Below are 25,309 nucleotides of genomic sequence, written 5' to 3'. Positions count from 1 at the left end.
AACACGTCGATGAATGAACCCTTTAGCTATGCGTCGCCGACCCTGAGCGTGGAGGCGTTAAAACACTCTATCGCTTATAAGCTGATGTTCACCATCGGCAAAGATCCGGCCATCGCTAACAAACATGAGTGGCTGAACGCCACCCTGTTTGCCGTGCGCGATCGCATGGTGGAGCGCTGGCTGCGCTCCAACCGCGCGCAACTCTCGCAGGAAGTGCGTCAGGTCTACTATCTGTCGATGGAGTTTCTGATTGGCCGCACGCTCTCCAACGCCCTGCTGTCGCTTGGCATCTACGAAGATGTGCAGAACGCGCTGGAAGGGATGGGCCTTGACCTGGAGGAGCTTATCGACGAAGAGAACGACCCGGGCCTCGGCAACGGCGGTCTCGGGCGTCTTGCCGCCTGCTTCCTGGATTCGCTGGCGACGCTCGGCCTGCCGGGCCGCGGCTACGGCATCCGTTACGATTACGGTATGTTCAAGCAAAACATCGTCGACGGCCGCCAGAAGGAATCGCCGGATTACTGGCTGGAATATGGCAACCCGTGGGAGTTTCAGCGCCACAACACACGCTATAAAGTGCGTTTCGGCGGCCGCATCCAGCAGGAAGGCAAAAAGACCCGCTGGGTGGAGACGGAAGAGATCATCGCCATGGCGTGCGACCAGATCGTGCCCGGTTATGATACCGACGCCACCAACACGCTGCGGCTCTGGAGCGCGCAGGCAAGTAGCGCGATAAACCTCGGTAAGTTTAACCAGGGCGACTACTTCGCGGCGGTGGAAGATAAAAACCACTCCGAAAACGTGTCGCGCGTCCTCTACCCGGACGACTCCACCTATTCGGGGCGCGAGCTGCGTCTGCGTCAGGAGTATTTCCTGGTCTCCGCCACGGTGCAGGACATCTTAAGCCGCCACTTTATGCTGCACAAAACCTACGCCAACCTGGCGCAGAAAGTGGCGATTCACCTTAACGACACCCACCCGGTACTGTCGATTCCTGAGTTGATGCGCCTGCTTATCGACGAGCATAAATTCAGCTGGGATGAGGCGTTCGAGGTGACGTGCCAGGTCTTCTCCTACACCAACCACACGCTGATGAGCGAGGCGCTGGAGACATGGCCGGTGGATATGCTCGGCAAGATCCTGCCGCGCCATCTGCAAATCATTTTTGAAATCAACGACTATTTCCTGCGTACCGTTCAGGAACAGTACCCGAACGACACCGCGCTGCTGAGCCGCGTGTCGATTGTCGACGAGTCGGGCGGGCGTCGCGTGCGGATGGCCTGGCTTGCGGTGATCGTCAGCCATAAGGTTAACGGGGTATCAGAGCTGCACTCCAACCTGATGGTACAATCGCTGTTCGCCGATTTCGCGGCCATCTTCCCGATGCGCTTTACCAACGTCACCAACGGCGTAACGCCGCGTCGCTGGCTGGCGCTCGCGAACCCGGCGCTCTCCGAGGTGCTGGATGAAAACATCGGGCGCACCTGGCGCACCGATCTCAGCCAACTTAGCGAGCTTGAGCAGCATATCGACTACCCGGCGGTGAACCAGCAGGTGCGCGAGGCGAAGCTTGAGAATAAGAAGCGGCTCGCGATTTACATCGCCCAGCATCTTAACGTGGTGGTGAATCCGAAAGCGCTGTTCGACGTCCAGATCAAGCGCATCCACGAGTATAAGCGTCAGCTGATGAACGTACTGCACGTCATTACGCGCTATAACCGCATCAAGGCTGACCCGGATGCTGACTGGGTGCCGCGCGTGAATATTTTCGCCGGTAAAGCCGCCTCGGCCTATTACATGGCGAAGCACATTATTCATCTGATTAACGATGTGGCGAAGGTCATCAACAACGATCCGCAGATCAAGGATCGGCTGAAAGTGGTGTTCATCCCGAACTACAGCGTCAGTCTCGCGCAGCTCATCATTCCGGCGGCGGATCTCTCCGAACAGATTTCGCTCGCGGGCACTGAAGCGTCCGGCACCAGTAACATGAAGTTCGCGCTCAACGGCGCGCTGACTATCGGCACGCTCGACGGCGCGAATGTTGAGATGCAGGAGCACGTCGGCGAAGAGAATATCTTTATCTTCGGCAACACGGCGGATGAGGTGGAAGAGCTGCGTCGCGTCGGCTACAAACCGCGCGATTTCTACGAGCAGGACGACGAGCTGCGCCAGGTGCTGACGCAAATCGGCACCGGGGTGTTCAGCCCTGAAGAGCCGGGCCGCTACCGGGATCTGGTGGATTCGCTGATAAACTTCGGCGATCACTATCAGGTGCTGGCGGATTTCCGCAGCTATGTGGATTGCCAGGACAGCGTCGACGAACTCTACCGGCAGCCGGAGGTGTGGACCACGCGCGCGATGCACAACATCGCCAATATGGGCTACTTCTCCTCTGACCGCACGATTCAGGAGTACGCGGAAAATATCTGGAACATTACGCCGGTACGGCTGTAAGATCCCGATGTTATCAACACAACCAGAGTGGTGACACTCTGGTTTTTTTATGGGTGTGGAATGCAAGGATGAGGCAGAAAACGACATGGACGGGCGCGCTGCTCGTTTCGCTGGTGGGCGCACCGCTGCTGGCGCAGATATATGGTTTGATTGCTAATATCGCGATTTCTAGCGTAATGCGCACGTTCGCCTCGGCGAACCTCGGCGTTATCCTGCTGGCGCTGCTACAGATCCTGTCGCTGGCGCTATTAGGCAAACAGCAGGCGCGGCGGCGGCCTGCGGGCGAGTACGCGTTCTGGGCCGCGTTTGTCTGGTATCTGCTGTGCGCGGCGGCGTTTAGCGCGGGTGCGCCGTTTTTACCCGCCCCGCCGCCTGGCGCGCTGCTCTTTTTCGGCTGGTGCCCGACCGCATACTGGGGAATGATCATGGAAGGTTTCCCCTTCGAGTGGCCGCTGTGGATCCCCGCGCTGGCGCAAAGTATTGTGCTGGCGGGGTTTTATTACGGACGCTGGCGCGCCCGATAAGCGCGCGTTACGCCTGCGACGGCACGTCCATCAGCATATGACTGACGCCCGCCGCGCCCACCACGCAGTTACGCCCGGCGCGCTTCGCCTGATAGAGCGCCTCATCCGCCTGGTTTTTCAGCGTTTCCGCATCTGCGTCTTCTCCCACAACCGTGGCGGCGCCCGCGCTTATTGTCACCACTTTGTCTTTCAGCGGCGTGGCCGGGTGCGCCAGCCGTGCGTGATGGACAGCCTCCAGCGCGCGTAACGCCACCCGCTGCGCGGCATGGGTATCCGCGCCCGGCAGAATAATCGCGAACTCTTCACCGCCGTAGCGCGCCACCCGGTCGGTGTTGCGCAGCGGCAGATAACGCAGAATTTCACCAACCGCCGTCAGGCACTCATCGCCCGCCACATGGCCCAGGGCGTCGTTATAGTTTTTGAAGTAGTCGACATCGCACATCACCAGCGAGAGCGGCATGCCAGTACGCCGGGCGCGCGTGATGCATTGCTCCAGGTAGATATCGAACTGGCGGCGATTGGCAAGCCCGGTTAAGCCATCCACCAGCGCCAGATCCTGCAAAATATGGTTCGAGCGCGTCAGGTCGTCGCGCAGCACGATGAGCTCTCTCTGGTAGCGCAGCGTGGCGCGGATCTGGCGCAACACCAGCACGCCGAAAATCATCACCACGCCGAGCAGTACGGCGTTCAACGCTACGGTCGGAATGTTGTTGCGCCACCAGATCGCGCGCAGCTGATTGATGTCGTAGCCCGCCGACACCACCAGCGGATAGCGCGCCAGCATGGAGTAGCCGAAGATGCGCGGCACGCCGTCAATCGCCGATTTCCAGGCGCCGCCGCCGGTTGGGGCTATCTTCAGCATGCGGGTAAAGAGCGGGCTGGAGGAGAGGGTGCGGTTGATGTAGGAATCCGGGAACGGGCGCACGTACAGCACCGTGCTGTCTACAAACGTGATGCCCAGCGTATCGCTCGGCCCCATCTCGTAATAACCGTAAAACTGGCGGAAATAATCGAGCTTCACTGTCGCCAGCAGCACACCGCGAAAGCGCCCCTCGCGATTGTTCAGGCGTACCGAGACCGGCACCACCAGATCGCCGGTAGAGCGGCTGCGCAGCACATGGCCGATGCGGATACCGACATCGCTATGCTGGCTGTGCCAGATAAAATATTCGCGGTCGGCGTTATTGGCCTTCGCGGGAATATAGCTGCCGGAGGTGGCGAGCCAGTCGCCGTTAACGTCATAGACGAACAGGCCGTGAAGCTGCGGCAGCTGACGCTGTTGCTGGGCGAGCTGGCCGCGCAGACCATTCCATTCGGCGGGTTGCAGGAAAATGTCGTCGGAGCGGCGTACCAGCTCATCAAGCGTCAGTTGCACCTGAAGAAAGGTATCTTCCGCCTGGCGCGCCAGCGAAATCGACTGGTTGCGCGCCTGCCGCTCTGTCTCTTCGACGCTGTGCTGCCAGGATTGCCACAGCGACCAGCCGCTGATCGCCGCCACCAGCAGTGAGATCAACAGCAAAAAAGCCAGCATCACGCCATCCGGCGAACGGAATGTTGCCTTGCGCAAACGGGGCTCCCCCTGAAGGCATATGAGATAACCGATAGTAATACGCTTTTGTTAAGTGTAGCGAGAGAATGCCGTGATGATGGCGGGATTACGTGAGAAAAGAGGCGGCCGCGCAGAGGGAGCGCGGCCGCAGAACAGAGAGGAATTACGAGGCGAGAGAGAGCGTGACGTTGGCCTTTTTACCGACGTTTTCGGCAAGCCACTGCGCGACGCGCGACTGCTCTTCGGCGGTCAGCCACATTCCGACTTTCGTGCGGCGCCAGATGGCGTCATCCAGACGGCGCACCCACTCGTGCTCCACTAAATAGCGCAGCTCCGCTTCGTAGAACTCATGGCCGAAGTTTTCGCCAAGCGCGTTCAGGTCCGCGGCATCGCCCAGGATAAGCTCGCTGTTGCTGCCGTAAGTGCGGGCATAGTGGCGCGCCAGCGTCTCGCTGATGAACGGATAACGGCGGCGCAGCTGTGCGGCGTAATCGTCGCGCTCGCCCTGGAACGCCCCGCCTGGCAGCACCGCGTTACGGGTCCACGCCTGGCCGATATTGTGATAATACGGCGTCAGTTTCTCCATCGCGTGCTCGGCGAGCTTGCGATAAGTCGTGAGCTTACCGCCGAAAACCGACAGCAGCGGCGCTTTGCCGTTATCGTCATGGATATCGAGCGTGTAGTCACGGGTGATCGCCTGCGGTGAATCGGATTCGTCATCGCACAGCGGACGCACGCCGGAATAGGTCCAGACCACGTCGTCGCGGCCCAGCGGTTTCTTGAAGTGCGCGTTGTAGACTTTCAGCAGGTAGCTGATTTCCGACTCGTCGATCGCCACCTCTTTCGGATCGCCTTTGTACTCGACATCCGTGGTGCCGATAATGGAGAACTCGTCCATCCACGGAATAACAAACACGATGCGTTTATCTTCGTTTTGCAGAATGTACGCCTGCTTCTGGGTATGCACGCGCGGCACCACAATATGGCTGCCTTTGATGAGGCGAATGCCGTAAGGCGATTTCAGCTGCAGGCCGTCGTCGAAGAAGTTTTTCACCCACGGGCCGGTGGCGTTCACTAAACCGCGCGCCTGCCAGGTATAAGTTTTACCGGTATCGATATCTTCCGCTTCCACAATCCACAGGCCGTTTTCGCGGCGGGCAGAGGTGGCGCGGGTGCGGGTCAGCACTTCGCCGCCCTTTTTAACGACCATCTGGGCGTTCGCCAGTACCAGGCGAGCGTCGTCGACCCAGCAGTCAGAATATTCGAAACCGCGCACGATCTCCGGCTTCAGGACGGAATCCGAACCAAAACGCAAACCGGTAGAGCCCGGCAGGCTGGTGCGTTTGCCGAGGTGATCGTACATAAACAGGCCGGTGCGGATCATCCACGCCGGACGCAGGTGCGGGCGATGCGGCAGTCGAAAGCGCATCGGGAAGGCGATGTGCGGCGCCATTTTCAGCAGCACCTCGCGCTCGGCCAGCGCCTCGCTCACCAGGCGGAACTCGTAGTGTTCCAGGTAGCGCAGCCCGCCGTGGATCAATTTGGAGCTGGCGGAAGAGGTGGCGCACGCCAGATCCTGCGCTTCCAGCATCAGCACAGATAATCCACGCCCTGCGGCGTCTGCCGCGATACCGGCACCGTTAATGCCCCCACCTATCACAATCAGATCTTTGGTTTCCATGCTGCTGCCCTCACGCACTTTCGTTAAAGCTCATAAATGTTCGTTATCGCTCATAATAGCAAACAAACGCGCTTTTGATAACAACAAAAAAACAATTCAGTGTGATGTGAATAACATTATGGCGTTACAGCCGGAGGAAGCCTTACACTTACGTTATTATCGACACACGCGCCGCGCGTCGTTGTGTCGGGCAGACGCCCCCTTTACCGATGAAAGAGAGCACCATGGATCAGTTTGAATGTATTAATGTCGAAGAAGCGCACCAGAAACTGCAGCAGGGGAGCGCCGTGCTGGTGGATATTCGCGATCCGCAAAGCTACGCAATGGGCCACACGCCGGGCGCGTTTCATTTAACGAACGCCACGCTGTCTGCGTTTATGCAGCAGACGGATTTCGACGTGCCGGTGCTGGTGATGTGCTATCACGGCAACAGCAGCAAGGGCGCGGCGCAGTACCTGATTCATCAGGGCTTTGAGCAAGTCTACAGCGTCGACGGCGGTTTCGACGCCTGGCATCGCCATTTCCCGGCGGAAGTGGCGCACGCGCAGAGTTAAGCGTCGGTGTCCGCGTCGTTCGCAGGTATACTGTTTCCCTTGTGTGGGGATACCCTTCTGAACAGAACGACTTGCTATCTATGTTGATGATTAACGCGTTTGATAACCCGCGCCTGGCCCAGGCGTTTGTTGACTATATGGCGACCCAGGGCGTTGTGCTGGATATTCAGCGGCACGACACCTGGGATGTCTGGCTGGCCGATGAATCGCAGGCTGAAAGAGTCAAAGCGGAGCTGAGCTATTTTCTGGCGCACCCGAGCGATCCGCGCTATCTCTCCGCGAGCTGGCAGACCGGGCAGCTCAACGCCGGCCTGCGCTACCGCTCTTATCCGTTTATGGCGACGGTGCGCGCCCACGCGGGCCCGCTGACGCTTGGGATGATGGCGCTCTGTATCGTGGCGTATCTCGCGATGAGCTTCATCGGTTATCCGCAAGTCGCCGTCTGGCTTGCATGGCCTTTCGATCCCTCTCTCAAATTTCAGCTCTGGCGCTATGTCAGCCCCTTACTGCTGCACTTTTCCCTCCTGAGCCTGATCTTCAATCTGCTATGGTGGTGGTATCTTGCCGGTCCGCTGGAGAAGATGGCGGGCAGCGGCAAGCTGCTGACGCTGACGCTGGTGACGGCGCTGGTCGGCGGCGTTATCCAGTATCAGGTCGGCGGCCCGTGGTTCGGCGGCCTCGGCGGCGTGGTTTACGCGCTTGTCGGTTATGTCTGGCTGCGCGGCGAGCGCGAGCCGGAAAGCGGGCTGCATCTGCCGCGCGGCATTCTGGTGTTTATGCTGCTGTGGCTGGCTATCGGCGGGCTGGGCCTGTTTGGCAACAAGACGGCGAACGCCGATCTGGTGGCGGGGATGCTGATTGGCCTGGCGATGGCCATGACGGATACTCTGCATGCGCGAAAACGAAAATAATACGGCAACACGTCAGGAGAAGGGTGTGAAGCAAACACAACGTCACGACGCCATTATCGAACTGGTTAAAAAGCAGGGCTATGTGAGTACCGAGGAGCTGGTGGAGCAGTTCGCCGTCAGCCCGCAAACCATTCGCCGCGATCTCAACGATCTCGCTGAACAAAACATGATCCTGCGCCATCACGGCGGCGCGGCGTTGCCATCAAGCTCTGTCAACACCTCCTGGCATGACCGTAAAGCCACGCAGACGGCGGAAAAAGAGCGTATCGCTCATAAAGTCGCCAGCCAAATTCCTAACGGCGCGACGCTGTTTATCGACATTGGTACTACGCCCGAGGCCGTGGCGCACGCGCTGTTAAACCATGAAAATCTGCGTATCGTCACCAATAACCTGAACGTGGCGAACACGCTGATGGTGAAAGACGATTTCCGCATTATTCTGGCGGGCGGCGAATTGCGAAGCCGCGACGGCGGAATTATTGGCGAGGCGACGCTCGATTTTATCTCTCAGTTCCGACTCGATTTCGGCATTCTGGGCATCAGCGGCATCGACAGCGACGGCTCGCTGCTGGAGTTTGATTATCACGAAGTGCGCACCAAGCGCGCGATTATCGAGAACTCGCGGCACGTGATGTTAGTGGTGGATCACTCGAAGTTTGGCCGTAACGCGATGGTGAATTTAGGCAGCATCAGCCTTGTGGACGCGGTCTATACTGACATCCTGCCGCCCGCAGGCGTTATGCAGGTGATTAACGCCAACAAGGTGCAGTTGGAGCTGTGCTGATGGTGTTGAGGGTGAGGTAACGCCGTGAGTGAGGTGGCGGGTGCGCTGCGCTTACCCGCCCTACATTAACCATGAGTGTGAATGACGTCTGCGATGGGTAAGCGCAGCGCACCCACCGTTTACCCTCTGCCACCTGCTGTCGGCATAAATCGACGTCTTAAACCCCATACCCCATCATTTTCAACAGCTGTTGCGCATGTTGCACGGCGGCCTGACGATGCGCCACGCCGAGCTTTTGATACAAATTGCGGATATGGGTTTTGATGGTGGTGGCGGCCACATCGAGCTCGCCGGCTATCTGGTCATTGCTGTAACCGGAATAGATAAGCCCCAGCACCTGCCACTCGCGCTGGGTCAGCGGGCTGGTGCGGATAAGCTCAGGCACTTCCGGGTGATTCAACAGCTTGTTGACAAAATTCTCGTCAAAATGCGCGAACTTGTGGCGATGATGCTGGTTAATGTCGCGCAAAATGCGCTGGGCGCGATGCTGTTCAATTTCCGGCAGCGTATTGAGCTGCAACAGCTGGCGCAACTGCTGCGCCATCGCTTCGCCTTCAATGACAAAATGACTAATAAACCCGGTGCGGTTCGCGAGCGTCAGCGCTTCCATTAAGACCCGCTGGGCATCACTTTTACGTCCGGCGTTCCAGTAAAGCTGGTTCAGCAGCAGCAGGTTACGGTTGATGTCGCTCATCAGGCGCAGGCCGCGGGCGTTTTCGTTCAGCTCTTCCAGCACCATCTCCGCCGGGCCGTACTCGCCAAGCAGGATCTGCACGCGCGCGATATTGCGCCACTGGCTTTGCAAAAAGTGGTTATTGGCGAAGGCCGGTTTCGGCGTCTGGCGCAACCAGGCGGCGGCGGCCGCTTTATCACCGGTCATCTGCCAGTAAATCACCCGCACTTTATCGGCGTTGGACACCCAGTCGCTGTGGTAATGACCGTTGCCCAGCAGGTTTTCAAGGCGATTGAGATGGCTGCGGGCGTTGTCGAGATCGCCGCGCGCCAGCGAACACTGCACCAGTAGCGCCAGGCACTGCAACTGCTGCTGCGGCTGATAGCTTGCCAGCACCGTCATACCGGTGCGCGCGCAGGTTTCCGCTTCATCAAGGCGCGCCCAGGCCCACAGCAACTGCGCGCGAATGCGCAGCAAAAACTCATGCAGCGGCAGCTGTTCCAGATGCTGTTCCTGGATCAGCACAAACGCCTTTTCCTGCGTCTCCCAGGCGGCCTGCAAAAAGCCCTGGGCGAAGAGAATTTCGCTCTGCTGGATAAGGCTCCAGAGCGCGTAATGCCAGACATCGTGACGGCGCGCCATCAGCTCGGTCTGCTGCATCACCGACAGCGATTTGGTTAAATCGCCTTTGCAGTGCAGTACTTCGCCATGAACCGATGTCGCCACGATGCGGCTGTAGAAATTCGCCAGCGGCAGCGTGTCGAGCGCCACCATCGCCAGGCGTTCGGCTTCGTCCGGGTCGCCGTCGTTAATGGCGACCTGTGCGCGCAGGGCGTTAAATTCGCCGTGCAGCGTCTCGTCCATTTCGCCTTTCATCTCTTGCTCGGCGCGCGCCAGCAGGGTGTTCACTTCGCTGTAGCGATGCTGGCTCTGCATCAGCCACGCCTGCAACAGTACGAGGCGCGGGTTCGCCAGCAGGCTCTCCCAGGGCAGCGCTTTTAAAGACTGTTCCAGCAACGTCAGTTCGCTGTGATTGAACAGCCCCCAGGCGTGATTCAGAAGAATATCGCGCAGCATATTGGCGTCGCCCGCCGCGAGCGCGTGATGGATAGCTTCGCTCGGGAAGCCCTGCGCCATCCAGCTTTCCGCCGCGGCGCGGTGGATATCCGGCAGCTCCGTCGCCAGCTCCCACTGGCAGCGCTGGCGCAGGAAATTGCCAAACAGCGGGTGATAGCTGAACCATTCGCCGGAGTCATCCATGCGCTGTAAAAACAGCCCCTGGCGCTCAATCTCCTCAAGGCGCATCTGGCCGTTTTCTTCACCGGTGACGCGCACAATCAGCGCGTCGTTCATCGAACGCAGCAGGGCGCTTTTCAGCAGAAACTGGCGGGTGTCGGCATCGACGTTGTTCAGGACTTCATCCACCAGATAGTCGGAGAGATGGCTGGCGTTAATGCCCGCCAGACGGCGCGCCGACTGATGCACCGCGCCGGTATTTTGCCGGGCGGAGAGGGCGATAAGCTGCAACGCTGTGGCCCAGCCGGCGACGTCATCGCACAGACGGCTGCTCTGCGCCGGTTCAATCGGCTGGCTCAGGCGGCAGTCGAAAAACTGGCGGGCTTCCTGATGCGTAAAGGCGAGCTGCTGACTGCCGATTTCCAACAGCTGTTCGCGCACGCGCAGGTTGGCGATGCCGAGCTGCGGCAGGTTGCGCGACAGCACAACCAGCGTCAGGTTATCGGGCTGATGGCGCAGGAAAAAGCGCATCGCCTCGTGGATAACCGGGTTGGTAATGTGGTGGTAGTCGTCAATCACCAGATAGAGCGGACGCGGCCACTCCGCCAGCTCGATAAACAGCTGCGCGAAGAGCGAGGAGAGGCTGGCGTACTGGCGCTTTTGCGCGATGACTTCGCTGCTGACGCAGTGGCCGCCGGTCGCCTGCTGGACCGCGGCGATAAGATAACTGGCGAAGCGCTCCTGCTGGTTGTCACCTTCATCCAGTGAATACCATCCCAGTTCGGTTTTGCCCGCCGCCCACTGGGAAATCAGCGTGGTTTTGCCGTAGCCGGCAGGGCTGGTAATAAGCGCCAGTCGGTAGTTGCTAGCGCCGGATAATTTAGCCAGAAGACGGTCACGAACCACAGTGTGTTCAAGACGAACCGGGCGACTTAACTTAGACGGTATCAACATAGGATCACTTCACTGTGCAGGAGGCAACGAGATGACGATTTTTTTTGCGCTTCGTAATTAATACTAAATTAAGGTCGGACAGAATGGGCGCGAATGCAAGTTATGTCCTTTTTGGGGCCGCTTAAAGTTGCACTCTGTCACATTTCCATTTTTTCTGTGAATATTTCCCGGCCGTGGGGCTGCAAAGGCCGTTGGCTCTGGTCTGGCGTCTTCCGGGCGCTGCGTTTTATTTCGCCGCCGGGGCAGCAAACCCGATGACGGAGTGCCGTTTTTACCCATTTTTGTGCGCGAAATCACCTGGAAATGACGCCGGAATGCCGTTGAACCGTTATTTTTAGTGAGAATTCATTTCTTCTGTAACAGGGCGCTTGCCCGGCGATGTTCAGCGCGTGATAAACCGCGTCACGAGACGAAATTCCTGTGCGTTTTCCTGTCGTTTTGCCCGCTCCCAACTAAGGTTTAGTGGCGGCGATCACAGTTTTTGCTACTCCCCGTTTCTCCTCCCTCGCTAATCCCCCGCAGGATGAGGAATTCGCTCAGGCGCCCGGGCAAACTAACGAAAATTCTCCCTATTTTCATGCTACAGGACCCCGATTCACTATGTCACAGCCCACCTTTAATCCGGCCGATTTCGAAGCCGCCCTGACCCGTCAGTGGCAGCGTTTTGGTTTGCACAGCGCCAAAGAAATGACGCAGCGCCAGTGGTGGCAGGCGGTCAGCGGCGCGCTCTCGGAACTGCTTGTCGCAATTCCGGCCCGCGAGCCGAAGGCGCAGCAGCGCCACGTTAACTACATCTCCATGGAGTTTCTGATTGGCCGCCTGACCGGCAACAACCTGCTGAATCTGGGCTGGCATGATGAGGTCAGCCGTATTCTTGAGGGTCACAATATCCATCTCGGCGATCTGCTGGAGCAGGAAATCGATCCAGGGCTGGGCAACGGCGGCCTCGGGCGTCTGGCGGCTTGCTTCCTGGATTCGATGGCGACCGTCGGCCAGTCTGCGACCGGCTATGGTCTTAATTACCAGTACGGGCTGTTTCGTCAGTCGTTCGACGATGGCAGGCAGATGGAAGCGCCGGATGACTGGCAGCGTCGCAACTATCCGTGGTTTACCCATAACGCGGCGCTGAACGTGCCGGTAGGGATTGGCGGCAAGGTTATCAAAGAAGGCAAACATGCGCGCTGGGAGCCGGGCTTTGTGATAACGGGCGAAGCCTGGGACCTGCCGGTGGTCGGCTATCGCAACAGCGTGGCGCAGCCGCTGCGTCTGTGGCAGGCGACGCACGCGCACCCGTTTGACCTGACGAAATTCAACGACGGCGATTTCCTGCGCGCCGAGCAGCAGGGCATCGACGCCGAAAAACTTACCAAAGTGCTCTACCCGAACGACAACCATCAGGCGGGCAAAAAGCTGCGTCTGATGCAGCAATATTTCCAGTGCGCCTGCTCGGTTGCCGATATTCTGCGTCGTCATCATCTGGCGGGCCGCAAGCTTGCCGAACTGCCGGCGTACGAGGTGATTCAGCTTAACGACACCCACCCGACGATTGCCATCCCGGAACTGCTGCGCGTGCTGATTGACGAGCATCAGCTGAGCTGGGACGAGGCCTGGGCTATCACCAGCAACACGTTCGCCTACACCAACCACACCCTGATGCCAGAGGCGCTGGAGTGCTGGGACGAGCGCCTTATTCGCGCGCTGCTGCCGCGCCACATGCAAATCATCAAAGAGATCAACAAGCGCTTTAAAAAGCTGGTCAGCAAAACCTGGCCTAGCGACGAGGCGGTGTGGGCGAAGCTCGCCGTGGTGCATAACGGCCAGGTGCGTATGGCGAACCTCTGCGTGGTGAGCGGCTTTGCCGTTAACGGCGTGGCGGCGCTGCACTCCGATTTAGTGGTAAAAGATCTGTTCCCGGAATATCACCAGCTGTGGCCAAACAAATTCCACAACGTCACCAACGGCATTACGCCGCGCCGCTGGATCAAACAGTGCAACCCGGCGCTGGCCGCGCTTATCGATAAAACCCTGAAAAAAGAGTGGGTCAACGATCTCGACGCGCTGGCCGGGCTTGAAAAATATGCCGACGACGCGGCGTTTTGCAACGCGTACCGCACCATCAAGCAGGAGAATAAAAAGCGTCTCGCAGCATATATCCATGCCCGCACCGGCATTGAAATCAACCCGAACGCGCTGTTCGACGTGCAGATCAAACGCCTGCACGAGTACAAACGTCAGCACCTCAACCTGTTGCATATCCTGGCGTTGTACAAAGAAATTCGCGAAAACCCGCAGGCTGACCGCGTGCCGCGCGTCTTCCTGTTCGGCGCTAAAGCCGCGCCGGGGTACTACCTCGCCAAAAATATCATCTACGCTATCAACAAAGTGGCGCAGGCGGTGAATAACGATCCGGCCGTCGGCGATAAGCTGAAAGTGGTCTTCCTGCCGGATTACAACGTCTCTGTCGCTGAGATGATGATCCCGGCGGCGGATATCTCCGAGCAGATCTCGACGGCCGGTAAAGAGGCGTCCGGCACCGGCAACATGAAGCTGGCGCTGAACGGCGCACTCACTGTCGGTACTCTGGACGGCGCGAACGTCGAGATTGCCGAGCAGGTTGGCGAAGAGAACATTTTTATCTTCGGCCACACCGTCGAAGAAGTGAAAGCGCTGAAAGCCAAAGGGTATGACCCGGTGAAATGGCGCAAAAAAGACAAACTGCTGGACGCGGTGCTCAAAGAGCTGGAGAAGGGCATCTACACTGACGGTGACAAACACGCTTTCGACCAGATGCTGCACAGCATGGATAAACAGGGCGGCGACCCGTACCTGGTGATGGCGGACTTTTCCGCCTATGTTGAAGCCCAGAAGCAGGTGGATGTGCTCTACCGCGACCAGGAAGCCTGGACCCGCGCGGCTATCCTTAACACCGCGCGCTGCGGCATGTTCAGCTCTGACCGCTCTATCCGGGATTATCAGCAACGTATCTGGCAGGCAAAACGCTAAAGGAGCCGCCATGGAAAGCAAACGCCTTGACTCCTCCGCCCTTGCGGCGGGGATTAGCCCTAACTACATCAACGCGCACGGCAAACCGCAGGCGATTGGCGCTGAGACCAAACGGCGTTTGCTGGACGCGATGAACTCCGACGTCGCGCCGAAAGCGGCCGCGAAATCGCCGCTGCCGCCGGTGCTGGTGGTGACGAAGAGCCGCCGTATGCAGCTCACGCCGCAGGGGCGCGGCGAGTATACGTGGCTGCTGACCAGCGAGACGGGCGAGCAGTTTAACGGCGTCGCGCGCGGCGGTGAGGCGCTCACGCTGCCGGCAAAACTTACCGAGGGCTATCACACGCTCACGCTTACCCGTGAAGAGAGCCGCTGGCACTGTCGGCTTATCGTCGCGCCGAAGCGCTGCTATGAGCCGCAGGCGCTGCGCGACGGCAAAAAGCTTTGGGGCGCCTGTGTGCAGCTTTATACGCTGCGCTCAGAAAATAACTGGGGTATCGGTGATTTCGGCGATCTGAAGGCGATGCTCAATGAAGTGGGCGCGCGCGGCGGCGCCTTTATCGGTCTCAACCCAATCCACGCGCTCTACCCAGCGAACCCGGAAAGCGCGAGCCCGTACAGCCCTTCGTCGCGCCGCTGGCTCAACGTGATTTATATCGACGTCAACGCGGTGGACGATTTCCGCCTGAGCGACGAGGCGCAGGCCTGGTGGCGACTTGATGCGACGCAAAAGGCGGTGAAGGCTGCCCGTGAATCGCAGTGGGTCGATTACACCGGCGTTACGACGCTGAAGCTCACGGCGCTGCGCATGGGCTGGAAGCATTTCTCTGCCCGCGGCCCGGACGACGACGCCGTGGTGGCGTTTCGCGATTTCGTCGCCCGTGCGGGCGAGGGGCTTTACTGGCAGGCGGCGTTTGACGCCATTCACGCCTGGCAGGCGCAGGAAGATCCGATGCGCTGGGGCTGGCCCGCCTGGCCAAAAGCATATCAGGACACCAGCAGCCCGGAAGTGCAGACATTTTGCAAAAAACGCGCGGATGAGGTCGATTTTTATCTCTGGCTGCAATGGCTCGCGTATGAGCAGTTCGCCCGCTGCTGGGAGACCAGCCAGTCACATGCGATGCCGATTGGGCTGTACCGCGATCTGGCAGTTGGCGTGGCGGAAGGCGGCGCGGAGACCTGGTGCGACCGCGAGCTTTACTGTCTGAAGGCCTCTGTCGGCGCGCCACCGGATATTCTCGGCCCGCTTGGTCAGAACTGGGGCCTGCCGCCGATGGATCCGCACGTGATGCAGGCGCGCGCCTACGAGCCGTTTATCGAGCTGCTGCGCGCCAATATGACCAGTTGCGGCGCATTGCGTATCGACCATGTCATGTCGCTGCTGCGCCTGTGGTGGATCCCTTACGGCGAAACTGCGGATAAAGGCGCTTACGTGCAGTATCCGGTGGACGATCTGCTGGCGATCCTCGCGCTGGAAAGCCAGCGCCACCGCTGCATGGTGATCGGCGAAGATCTCGGCACGGTGCCGGTAGAGATCGTCGGCAAGCTGCGCGACAGCGGCGTTTACTCGTACAAAGTGCTCTATTTCGAAAACGAAGGCGGCAGCCGCTTCCGCGCGCCGAAGCGCTGGACGACGCAGGCGATGGCGGTCGCGACGACCCATGACCTGCCGACGCTGCGCGGCTACTGGGAGAGCGGCGATCTGACGCTTGGCAAAAAACTTGGTCTCTACCCTGACGAAGAGGTGTTGCAGGGGCTGTATGCCGACCGCGAGCGCGCCAAACAGGGGCTGCTTGAGAGTCTGCATCAGCACGGTTGTCTGCCGAAACGCGCCGGGCATCACGCCGCGCGCATGAAAATGGGCGCCACGCTGAACCGCGCGCTCCAGCGGTATATCGCTGACAGCAACAGCGCGTTGCTCGGCCTGCAGCCGGAAGACTGGCTCGATATGGCGCAGCCGGTCAATATTCCTGGTACCAGCGACCAGTATCAAAACTGGCGGCGTAAGCTCACTGTCGGGCTGGAGGCGATGTTTGCCGACCCGACCGTGAACCGATTGATTAGCGATCTGGATAAACGCCGTCGTGCCGCGTCTGCGGTAAAGCGTAAGTAATCGTTCGCCCCTGCGTTTCGCTTAAGGCGCGCAGGGGCGACGCTTTTTCTTCCCTCAATAAAAAAGCTTGCTTTGTGTGAATGGACATGCGTTAATGCACTCCTCGGTTTGCGAGACAGACCCGTCGAAAAGCAGTTTAGTAAAGCAGTTCTCATACCAAGTGTTATCCCGCGATATCCCTTCTTGAGTCTCCTCCATAAGCGCTAAGTAAATTCTGTTATGCAGGCCACGAATGCCGTAAGGCTCAATGAATTATTTAAGGTGATAACATGTCTGATAAAATGACTGGTTTAGTAAAATGGTTTAACGCGGAAAAAGGTTTTGGCTTCATTACTCCGGACAACGGCAGCAAGGACGTTTTCGTTCACTTCTCCGCTATCCAGAACAACGGCTTCAAAACCCTGGAAGAAGGCCAGAAGGTCTCTTTCTCCGTTGAAAGCGGCGCGAAAGGCCCGGCAGCTGCGAACGTAACTGCTATCTAATCGCCCTGCCTGCGCGGTTTCCGACAGCGATGACGGGAAAGCCCTGAGCAGTGAAATCGACGCAAAAAAGAACCCGCCTTGTGCGGGTTTTTTTATTCCGAGCATACGCGAAAAAAAAGCCCGCTTAAAGCGGGCTTTTTTATGGCCGGCGTTCAGCGCTTAGTAGTACGAGTGCTCGCCGCGCTGGTGCTCGGTAAGATCGCGCACGCCTTTGAGCTCCGGGAACTCGTTCAGCAGTTGCTTTTCGATACCCTCTTTCAGGGTCACGTCTACCATTGAGCAGCCGTTGCAGCCGCCGCCGAATTGCAGAATGGCGTAGCCTTCGTCGGTTATCTCCATCAGCGTCACGCGACCGCCGTGGCCTGCCAGCTGCGGGTTGATCTGCGATTGCAGTAAATACTCCACGCGCTCCATCAGCGGCGCGTCATCGGCCACTTTACGCATTTTCGCGTTAGGCGCTTTCAGCGTGAGCTGTGAGCCCAGCTGGTCGGTCACAAAATCAATTTCCGCATCTTCCAGATACGGTGCACTCAGTTCGTCCACATAGGCGGTGAGCAGGTCGAATTTCAGTGCGGTATCCGTAGCTTCCACGGCGTCGGGCGGGCAGTAAGACACGCCACATTCAGCATTCGGGGTGCCTGGGTTAATAACGAATACGCGGATCTGCGTCCCTTCTTCCTGGTTTGCCAGTAGCTTGGCAAAGTGTGCCTGGGCGGCATCGGAAATACGGATCATAGCAATGGCCTAATAGTTGACTATTTTAGTTGGTTATAATACGCCCATCATCGAGGCTCTACAAGGTTCGACACAGGCACCATACCTGGACAGTCGCCGCGCCGTTGCGCTTGAGCAGGCGCGCGATTTGGGCAACCGTACTCCCTGTTGTGACGACATCATCCACAAGAACGATATGGAGACCCGCCACCGGTAATTCAACCCGGAAGGCGTTTTTCAGGTTGCTGCGTCGCTGCCGGGCGTTGAGCTGCCGCTGCGGCGGGGCGGATTTGATACGCGTTACGGCACCCGGCACGTAGCGTATCCCGAGCCACCGGGAAAGCGTATTGGCGATAAGTGCGCTCTGGTTATAGCCGCGTCGCCAGGCACGGGTGCGGTGCAGCGGCACGCTGATGATGAGATCCGCGGCGGGCAGGGCGGCGGCGCGCTTCGCGGCCAGCACGTTTAACAGCAGCAGACGGGCGAGCGCGGGCGCAAGCGCGGTGCGTCCGTGGAATTTAAACTGATGCACCAGCGCGCTCACCGGCGGCGCATAGTCGCTCGCGGCAATAAGCCGCTGCCAGACGGGCGGTTTTTGCAGGCAGCGGCCGCAGGGCAGCGTCTCCAGCGCGGCGGGCAGTCCACATTGCGGACAGACCGGCGTTTGCCGCCGCCGCTGACAGCACGAACACACTCCCCAGCCCGGTATGTGCAGCGGCATCCGGCATAGCCAACACCTCCCCGGTATTGTTAGCATGACGACCTCCTTGTACATCAATCATGAGAAGAGTAACGGATGAATGACATCTGGTGGCAGACCACGGGCGAAGGAAATTGTCATCTTGTGCTGCTGCACGGGTGGGGGCTGAATGCCGAAGTGTGGCGTTGCATTTCGCAGGAATTAAGCTCGCACTTTACGCTGCATTTGGTCGATCTGCCGGGCTACGGGCGCAGCCAGGGGTTTGGCGCGCTGACGCTTGATGAGATGGCGCGTCTGGTGGCGAGCCGCGCGCCTGAGCGCGCCATCTGGCTCGGCTGGAGCCTCGGCGGGCTGGTGGCAAGCCAGGTAGCGCTGAATGTGTCGTCCAGGGTCGAGGCGCTGGTGACCGTCGCGTCGTCGCCCTGTTTTCAGGCGGGCGACGACTGGCCCGGTATTAAGCCTGAGGTGTTAAGCGGTTTTCAGCGTCAGCTGAGCGACGATTTCCAGCGCACGGTCGAGCGCTTCCTGGCGCTGCAAACGCTCGGCACCGAGACGGCACGGCAGGACGCGCGCGTGCTGAAATCCATTGTGCTGGCGCAGCAGATGCCGGGGGCTGATGTGTTAAACGGCGGGCTGGAAATCCTGAAAACCGCCGATCTGCGCGAGGCGCTCGCCGCCTGGCAGGGGCCGTTTTTACGCCTCTACGGGCGGCTCGACGGACTGGTGCCGCGTAAGGTCGCCGCATTGCTGGACGAGCGCTGGCCCGCCAGCGATTCGCGGGTGTTCGATAAAGCGGCCCACGCGCCGTTCATCTCTCACCCCCGCGAATTCTGCGACGCGCTGCTGGCGCTAAAAGCGCGCCTGGCAAACCGGTAAAAGCGAGCCATACTTTAGATGTCATTGTTATCGGGGCGTTTTTATCGGCGCCTTTTCAAATCATCTGAGTAGAGAGCCAAAAACATGAAACTACGCACGGGTATGCTGTTATCTGTTGTTCTGGGTTCGCTGTCGTTTGGCGCGCTGGCGGCGGAAGAGCTGCAAAAAGATAAAGTGAAAGAGATGAATCTCACCAAAATCGGCACGATCGTCTCTGACAAAGGCACCGCGCCGATGGACGCGAAAGCCGAACTGGTTAAGAAAGCTGATGAAATGGGTGGCAAATATTATGTCATCACCAGCGGCGAAAAAACCGGCAAAGACATTCACGCCACGGCAGATGTTTACAAGTAATAAAAAAGGCGGGCATAGCGCCCGCCCTCACTGTTAACGCAGCCGCCACACCTCTTTGCGGCAGGCTTTGCCCTCCGGGCAGCGGCGGCAACTGCCGCTCAGACAGCCCGATAATTCCTCTTCCTGACGCTCCGCTTTTCCCATTGCCTCCAGGCGGCTGAGCATCGCGTTAATTAACGGCAGCGGCGCGGCGAGCTGGTCGCTGATGCGCTGTGCGTCTATCCTTCCCGACAGCGCCAGCAGATCCCGCACCTCCATGAGCGTGGCCATCAGTGGCACTCCCCGGCAGGCGTATCGCAGCAGCGTGCGTCTTGGCGCGGCGCCAGCAGGCTCACATCCACCCGGCTACGCGCCCGGCGCAGCGCGGTAATGAGCGCCACGTTAAACAACACGACCGCCAGTATCGACGTCAGGCTGTAGAGCGGATGCGCCTGGAATGTCGCGCTCTGGTAGAACACCGTCGCCAGTGAATACGCGATGTTCAGGCCCCAGAGGATCGAGAAGCCCATCCAGCCGCGGCTCGACTCGCGGGCAATCGCGCCCATGACCGAAATGCAGGGAATGTAGAGCAGCACGAACACCAGATAGCTGTACGCGGCGGCTTCGCTGCCAAATTTCGCGCTCATCACGCCCATCGCGCCGGTCGCCATCTCGCCATCGCCCTTACTGGCTTCGATCGGGTTTGCCAGCACGCTCAGGCTGAAGGTGTCTTTCAGGCTCTGCCAGGTTTCTGCCAGCGCGCCGGCGAGTTCGTCTTTCAGGCTGAAACTCGCCGCGTCGAACGGCGCTTCGTGGATATTTTCGGCGGTGTAGAGCGTGTTCAGCGTGCCGACCACCACTTCTTTCGCCATCGCGCCAGTGAATAACCCGACGGTGGCCTGCCAGTTATCCTGCTGCACGCCAATCGGCGCCAGCAGCGGCGTCAGTACCCGGCTCACGGAAGCGAGTGCGGAGTCGTTGATGTTGTCCACGGTCTTGCCGCTGAACGAAAAACTATTGAGCGCGCCGATGAATACGCTGACCACCACAATCACTTTCCCGGCGCGCAACACAAAGCCTTTCAGGCGCTGCCAGGTTTGCAACAGCAGGCTTTTCAGATGCGGCACGTGGTACACCGGCAGCTCCATCACGAACGGCGTGGCTTCGCCGCGCATCAGGGTATATTTCAGCATCAGACCGGTCAGAATAGCCATCACGATGCCGAGCAGATAGAGCGAAAAGACCACCAGCGCGCCGTCATTACCGAAAAACGCCGCGGCGAAGACGGCGAAAATCGCCAGCCGTGCGCCGCAGGACATAAACGGCGCCATCATGATGGTCATCAACCGCTCGCGCGGCGCATCCAGTGTGCGTGCGCCCATCACCGACGGCACGTTGCAGCCGAAGCCGACAATCAGCGGCACGAACGATTTGCCCGGCAGCCCCAGCGCCTGCATCAGACGGTCCATCACAAACGCCGCGCGGGCCATATAACCGGAATCTTCAAGAAACGACAGGAACAGATACATCATGCCGATCTGCGGCACCAGCGGCAGCACGGTATTGATGCCGCCGCCGATCCCCTGGGCGAGAAACAGCGTCAGCCAGGCGGGGAAGTGCAGCGTAGCGCCGACCCACTGTAGCCCGTGAATGAAAATCGCCACCGAGCCCGCGTCGAAAATCGGCTGCAACGCGCCGCCGATGTTAATGGCGAGCAGGAACATCAGGTACATCACGCCCAGAAACACCGGCAGGCCAAGGAAGCGGTTGAGGATGATTTTGTCGATGGCGGCCGTCAGACGGTGCGGCTCGGCGGTGAGGCTGTTGCTCACCGCGTCGCAAATCGTCGCGATGCTCTGATAGCGGGCATCGACGATATGCAGCGCCGGGTCATCAAGCTCAGTTTCAAGTGCCGCCAGCGTCTGCGGCAAATGGACGGTAGCGGCGCCCGCCACGCTGCGGCTGTAGATATCGCCTTCCAGCATTTGCAGGCCGAGCCAGCGGCGCTGCTGCAAAGAGAGCGTCGGCGGCATCCTGGCCGCCAGCGCGTCCGCCGCCGCCGTCAGCGCCGCCGGGTAGTGCACGTGCTCGATAGCCTGATTCTGCTGATGACGGTCAATTGCGATTTTCAGGCTGTCGATACCGCGCGCGCGCGTGGAGACCAGCGGCACCACCGGACAGCCGAGCCGGCTCGCCAGCGCGTCGATATCAATACGGATATGTTGCTTTTCGGCGATATCCAGCATGTTCAGCGCCACCACGCACGGGATGCCGAGCTCCAGCAGTTGCAGCGTCAGATAGAGGTTGCGCTCAAGGTTGGAGGCGTCGACCACGTTTATCAGCAGGTCAGCTTCGCCGCCGAGAATGTAATGGCAGGCTATCTGCTCGTCCAGCGACGTCTGGGAGGAGATGGTCGTCAGGGAATAGGTGCCGGGCAGGTCGACCAGCGTGACCTGATGATTGGTCGTCGCGAAGCTCCCCTCTTTGCGCTCCACCGTTACGCCCGCCCAGTTACCCACGCGCTGACGTGCGCCGGTAAGCTGATTAAACAGCGTGGTTTTACCGGAGTTCGGATTGCCAATTAAGCCGATGGTTAATTTTTTCATGTGCATACACTCAACAACGGGAGAGGTCAGCGGGCCGCTTCAACCTGCAACAGCGCCAGATCTTTTTTGCGAAGCACCAGGCTTACGCGTCGGGTTTCGATATGAATCGGGTCGCCCAATGGCGCGACGCGTTTTACCTCAAACGACGAGCCCGGCAGCATGCCGAGCGACAATAATTTCTGGCGGTACGCCGGGCTGATGTCGCGGGCGAAACCGGTAATTTTCCAGCTGCTATTAGGCGTGAATTGCATAAAACCTGCTTATTCCGGATGCGCTCAGCGGCGGCGGGTCGTGGCTCTGCAACGGCCGAAAGCCGATTATTGCGCGGGAAGGGATCGTTTATCTGATTAAGATGGTAATGAGAATGGTTTTTATCTGCAACGCAATATTGCGGCGCAGCGGCAATATCTGATGTTTATTTGTTCTGGCGCAAAAAAAGTAGAGGCCTCGCCCGGCGGCACGGATTTTTAAATAAATTTATTATTTAATATTCATTTGGTTAGAGTTAATTGCGGTTCTTTTTTCGCTTTGCCTGAAGCGCCGCGTGTTATTTATTTAGACGTATTGTTATTTAAATGAAAAATGTAACCGCGTTCATATTTGATTTTATTTCTGAATGTCGATTTTTAAATAAGTGGTGGTTTGGGTAAGGAATAAATGGCGGGTGTGCTGCGCTTACCCACCCTACAGAATCAAAAACGTCTGCCAAAACGTAGGGCGGGTAAGCGCACCCGCCACTGGCATTACCCGAAAACCAATTAAAAAGGCCGGTTTCCCGGCCTTTGTCATGTCGCGGTGGCTTAACGCTTTTTACCGAGCGCGGCAGCGAGCGCGTCGCTCATCGCGCTATTGCCGCTGCTGACGCTCTCGCGCTGCGGCTTGCGGTTCGGTGCAGGGCGGCTGTTTTGCTCGCGGTTATTACCGCCGCCGCGCCGCGCGTTACCTTCGCCCGGCTGTTCGTCAAGACGCATAGTCAGCGCGATACGCTTACGCTGCAAATCCACTTCCAGCACTTTCACCTTCACGATATCGCCCGCTTTCACCACGGTGTGCGGATCCTCGACGAATTTGTCGGAAAGCGAAGAGATATGCACCAGCCCATCCTGATGTACGCCGATATCCACAAACGCGCCGAAATTGGTGACGTTGGTGACCGCGCCTTCCAGCACCATGCCCGGCTGGAGGTCGTTCATGGTTTCCACGCCTTCGGCGAACTGGGCGGTTTTAAACTCCGGACGCGGGTCGCGGCCCGGTTTCTCCAGCTCTTTAATGATGTCGGTGACGGTCGGCACGCCGAAACGCTCGTCGGTGAAATCCACCGCTTTCACGTTGCGCAGCGCCCTGCTGTTGCCCATCAGGTCGCGCAGCGACTGCTCGGTGGCGGCGAGAATGCGCTCCACCACCGGGTACGCTTCCGGGTGAACGGTCGAGGCGTCAAGCGGGTTGTCGCCGTGGTTGATGCGCAGGAACCCGGCGCACTGCTCAAACGCCTTCGGCCCCAGACGGCTCACTTTCAGCAACTGCTGACGGTTGCGGAACTGGCCGTTCTCGTCGCGCCAGGAGACGATATTCTGCGCCATCATGCGCGTCAGGCCCGCCACGCGGGTCAGCAGCGGCACGGAGGCCGTGTTCAGGTCAACGCCGACGGCGTTCACGCAGTCTTCGACTACCGCGTCCAGCTTGCGCGCCAGCTGCGACTGGCTGACGTCATGCTGATACTGGCCCACGCCGATGGATTTCGGGTCGATTTTCACCAGCTCCGCCAGCGGATCCTGCAGACGACGCGCGATGGAGACTGCGCCGCGCAGCGAGACATCGAGATCCGGGAACTCCTGCGCCGCCAGCTCGGAGGCCGAATACACCGACGCACCCGCCTCGCTGACAATCACTTTCTGCGCGGTCACTTTCGGGAACTGCTTCTGCACGTCGAGGAAAAAACGCTCGGTTTCGCGCGACGCCGTGCCGTTGCCGATAGCCACCAGCTCGACGTTATGTTTTTCGCAGAGCGCCGCAATCACGACCGCCGCCTTCGCGGCCTGACCGGTGTGCGGATAAACGGTGTCGGTCGCGACCAGCTTGCCGGTGGCGTCCACCACCGCCACTTTTACGCCGGTACGCAGGCCCGGGTCGAGGCCCATCGTCGCGCGCAGACCTGCCGGCGCCGCCATCAGCAGGTCGTGCAGGTTACGGGCGAACACGTTGATCGCCTCGTCTTCGGCACGCTCGCGCAGCGTGCTCATCAGCTCGGTTTCCAGATGCATCAGCACTTTGATGCGCCAGGTCCAGCTCACCACGCCCTTACGCCAGCTGTCGGCAGGCGCGTTGTTCAGGCGCAGGCCTAAGTGGTCGGTAATAATCTGCTCGCAGTAGCTTTCGCGCGGCGGCTCATCGAACTGCGGGTCGGCGTTGAGCGCCAGCTGCAATACGCCCTCGTTGCGCCCGCGGAACATCGCCAGCGCGCGGTGCGACGGCACCGTAGAAATAGGTTCATGATGGGCGAAATAGTCGCGGAATTTGGCGCCTTCATCCTCTTTGCCCGCCACCACGGTCGAAACCAGATGCGCGTTCTTCCACAGGTAGTCACGCACTTTGGCGAGCAGCGCGGCGTCTTCTGCAAAGCGCTCCATCAGGATATAGCGCGCGCCGTCAAGCGCCGCTTTGGTATCGGCCACGCCGTTATCGGCGTTGATGAATTTCGTCGCTTCCGCTTCCGGCTCGTGGGACGGGTCGTTCCACAGCAGATCCGCCAGCGGCTCAAGGCCTGCCTCGATGGCTATCTGTCCGCGGGTGCGGCGCTTCGGTTTGTAAGGCAGATAGAGGTCTTCAAGCTCGGTTTTGCTCTGGGTGCCGGTAATGGCCGCCTGAAGTTCGTCGGTGAGTTTGCCCTGATCGGCAATCGATTTGAGGATAGCCGCGCGGCGCTCTTCCAGTTCGCGCAGATAGCCCAGACGGGTCTCCAGCTGGCGCAACTGGGTGTCGTCCAGACCGCCGGTGACCTCCTTACGATAGCGTGCGATAAACGGCACGGTGTTCCCTTCATCAAGCAGGCGAATGGCAGCGTCTACCTGTTCAGCCCTGGCCTGAAGCTCACTGGCGATAATACGACTGAGCGAATTATTCATCATGGCAATATCATCTGTTAAGTACAAAAAGTCAGGGCAC

The 25,309-nt window shown here is 59.2% G+C and carries 19 protein-coding genes; 10 read left to right on the top strand and 9 right to left on the bottom strand.

The window, feature by feature from the left end; genetic code table 11:
- Positions 1 to 9 precede the first annotated feature (9 nt).
- Together glgP and AFK67_RS19245 are read left to right on the top strand one after the other, a co-directional pair.
- Positions 10 to 2,457, top strand: a complete 2,448-nt coding sequence (gene glgP / locus AFK67_RS19250) for a glycogen phosphorylase (protein ID WP_007730531.1) — start codon at positions 10 to 12, stop codon at positions 2,455 to 2,457.
- A gap of 68 nt (positions 2,458 to 2,525) precedes the next feature.
- The gene (locus AFK67_RS19245; protein ID WP_007730529.1) at positions 2,526 to 2,981 is read left to right on the top strand and encodes a hypothetical protein; all 456 of its coding nucleotides are present in this window, start codon (positions 2,526 to 2,528) and stop codon (positions 2,979 to 2,981) included.
- Positions 2,982 to 2,988: 7 nt separating this feature from the next.
- Here the strand turns inward: AFK67_RS19245 and AFK67_RS19240 are convergent, their stop codons facing one another.
- Together AFK67_RS19240 and glpD are read right to left on the bottom strand one after the other, a co-directional pair.
- The gene (locus AFK67_RS19240; RefSeq protein WP_007730526.1) at positions 2,989 to 4,548 is read right to left on the bottom strand and encodes a sensor domain-containing diguanylate cyclase; all 1,560 of its coding nucleotides are present in this window, start codon (positions 4,546 to 4,548) and stop codon (positions 2,989 to 2,991) included.
- A 145-nt stretch (positions 4,549 to 4,693) separates the two neighbouring features.
- A complete protein-coding gene (glpD, locus tag AFK67_RS19235; RefSeq protein WP_038884652.1) occupies positions 4,694 to 6,211 on the bottom strand; it encodes a glycerol-3-phosphate dehydrogenase in 1,518 nt (505 codons plus the stop codon).
- Positions 6,212 to 6,420: 209 nt separating this feature from the next.
- Here glpD and glpE point away from each other — a divergent pair, with 209 nt between their 5' ends.
- The 3 genes from glpE (at position 6,421) to AFK67_RS19220 (ending at position 8,460) form a co-directional block, all read left to right on the top strand.
- Positions 6,421 to 6,765, top strand: coding sequence for a thiosulfate sulfurtransferase GlpE (gene glpE / locus AFK67_RS19230; protein ID WP_007753158.1), 345 nt, complete (start codon positions 6,421 to 6,423; stop codon positions 6,763 to 6,765).
- Between the two features lie 80 nt (positions 6,766 to 6,845).
- The gene (gene glpG / locus AFK67_RS19225; protein ID WP_038874244.1) at positions 6,846 to 7,676 is read left to right on the top strand and encodes a rhomboid family intramembrane serine protease GlpG; all 831 of its coding nucleotides are present in this window, start codon (positions 6,846 to 6,848) and stop codon (positions 7,674 to 7,676) included.
- Between the two features lie 25 nt (positions 7,677 to 7,701).
- Positions 7,702 to 8,460, top strand: coding sequence for a DeoR/GlpR family transcriptional regulator (locus AFK67_RS19220; RefSeq protein ID WP_007753145.1), 759 nt, complete (start codon positions 7,702 to 7,704; stop codon positions 8,458 to 8,460).
- 157 nt (positions 8,461 to 8,617) lie between these two features.
- Here the strand turns inward: AFK67_RS19220 and malT are convergent, their stop codons facing one another.
- Positions 8,618 to 11,323 carry an HTH-type transcriptional regulator MalT gene (malT, locus tag AFK67_RS19215; RefSeq protein WP_032966531.1) on the bottom strand — a complete coding sequence of 902 codons (2,706 nt, stop codon included), beginning with the start codon at positions 11,321 to 11,323 and terminating at the stop codon, positions 8,618 to 8,620.
- A gap of 600 nt (positions 11,324 to 11,923) precedes the next feature.
- On the opposite strand from malT, the gene malP reads away from it, so the two are divergent.
- The 3 genes from malP (at position 11,924) to cspE (ending at position 16,918) form a co-directional block, all read left to right on the top strand.
- Positions 11,924 to 14,326: a maltodextrin phosphorylase gene (gene malP, locus AFK67_RS19210; RefSeq protein ID WP_038884650.1), complete on the top strand. Its 2,403-nt coding sequence runs from the start codon at positions 11,924 to 11,926 to the stop codon at positions 14,324 to 14,326.
- A 10-nt stretch (positions 14,327 to 14,336) separates the two neighbouring features.
- Positions 14,337 to 16,436 carry a 4-alpha-glucanotransferase gene (gene malQ / locus AFK67_RS19205; RefSeq protein WP_007713262.1) on the top strand — a complete coding sequence of 700 codons (2,100 nt, stop codon included), beginning with the start codon at positions 14,337 to 14,339 and terminating at the stop codon, positions 16,434 to 16,436.
- Positions 16,437 to 16,705: 269 nt separating this feature from the next.
- Positions 16,706 to 16,918, top strand: a complete 213-nt coding sequence (gene cspE, locus AFK67_RS19200; RefSeq protein WP_004386389.1) for a transcription antiterminator/RNA stability regulator CspE — start codon at positions 16,706 to 16,708, stop codon at positions 16,916 to 16,918.
- A gap of 159 nt (positions 16,919 to 17,077) precedes the next feature.
- Here cspE and nfuA read toward each other — a convergent pair whose 3' ends face one another.
- Both nfuA and gntX read right to left on the bottom strand, forming a co-directional pair.
- On the bottom strand, positions 17,078 to 17,653 hold the full coding sequence (nfuA, locus tag AFK67_RS19195; RefSeq protein ID WP_007720650.1) for a Fe-S biogenesis protein NfuA: 576 nt from the start codon (positions 17,651 to 17,653) through the stop codon (positions 17,078 to 17,080).
- Between the two features lie 58 nt (positions 17,654 to 17,711).
- Positions 17,712 to 18,389 carry a DNA utilization protein GntX gene (gntX, locus tag AFK67_RS19190; protein WP_071602782.1) on the bottom strand — a complete coding sequence of 226 codons (678 nt, stop codon included), beginning with the start codon at positions 18,387 to 18,389 and terminating at the stop codon, positions 17,712 to 17,714.
- A gap of 39 nt (positions 18,390 to 18,428) precedes the next feature.
- Here gntX and bioH point away from each other — a divergent pair, with 39 nt between their 5' ends.
- Both bioH and AFK67_RS19180 read left to right on the top strand, forming a co-directional pair.
- Positions 18,429 to 19,208 carry a pimeloyl-ACP methyl ester esterase BioH gene (gene bioH / locus AFK67_RS19185; RefSeq protein ID WP_007720654.1) on the top strand — a complete coding sequence of 260 codons (780 nt, stop codon included), beginning with the start codon at positions 18,429 to 18,431 and terminating at the stop codon, positions 19,206 to 19,208.
- A gap of 84 nt (positions 19,209 to 19,292) precedes the next feature.
- On the top strand, positions 19,293 to 19,562 hold the full coding sequence (locus AFK67_RS19180; RefSeq protein WP_032967133.1) for a YdgH/BhsA/McbA-like domain containing protein: 270 nt from the start codon (positions 19,293 to 19,295) through the stop codon (positions 19,560 to 19,562).
- A 33-nt stretch (positions 19,563 to 19,595) separates the two neighbouring features.
- Here AFK67_RS19180 and feoC read toward each other — a convergent pair whose 3' ends face one another.
- The 4 genes from feoC to AFK67_RS19160 all read right to left on the bottom strand — a co-directional run bounded on the left by feoC (position 19,596) and on the right by AFK67_RS19160 (position 25,272).
- Complete coding sequence (gene feoC / locus AFK67_RS19175; protein WP_007720658.1) at positions 19,596 to 19,832, bottom strand: [Fe-S]-dependent transcriptional repressor FeoC; 237 nt, start codon at positions 19,830 to 19,832, stop codon at positions 19,596 to 19,598.
- The gene (feoB, locus tag AFK67_RS19170; protein ID WP_032967135.1) at positions 19,832 to 22,147 is read right to left on the bottom strand and encodes a Fe(2+) transporter permease subunit FeoB; all 2,316 of its coding nucleotides are present in this window, start codon (positions 22,145 to 22,147) and stop codon (positions 19,832 to 19,834) included. The genes feoC and feoB overlap by 1 nt, the downstream gene beginning before the upstream one ends.
- 26 nt (positions 22,148 to 22,173) lie before the next feature.
- The gene (gene feoA, locus AFK67_RS19165; RefSeq protein WP_007720663.1) at positions 22,174 to 22,398 is read right to left on the bottom strand and encodes a ferrous iron transporter A; all 225 of its coding nucleotides are present in this window, start codon (positions 22,396 to 22,398) and stop codon (positions 22,174 to 22,176) included.
- Between the two features lie 549 nt (positions 22,399 to 22,947).
- The gene (locus AFK67_RS19160) at positions 22,948 to 25,272 is read right to left on the bottom strand and encodes a Tex family protein (protein WP_007720665.1); all 2,325 of its coding nucleotides are present in this window, start codon (positions 25,270 to 25,272) and stop codon (positions 22,948 to 22,950) included.
- Positions 25,273 to 25,309: the final 37 nt, after the last annotated feature.

The organism is Cronobacter dublinensis subsp. dublinensis LMG 23823, from assembly GCF_001277235.1.
Lineage (GTDB): Bacteria > Pseudomonadota > Gammaproteobacteria > Enterobacterales > Enterobacteriaceae > Cronobacter > Cronobacter dublinensis.
This window is presented reverse-complemented; position numbering and strand designations above follow the sequence as displayed.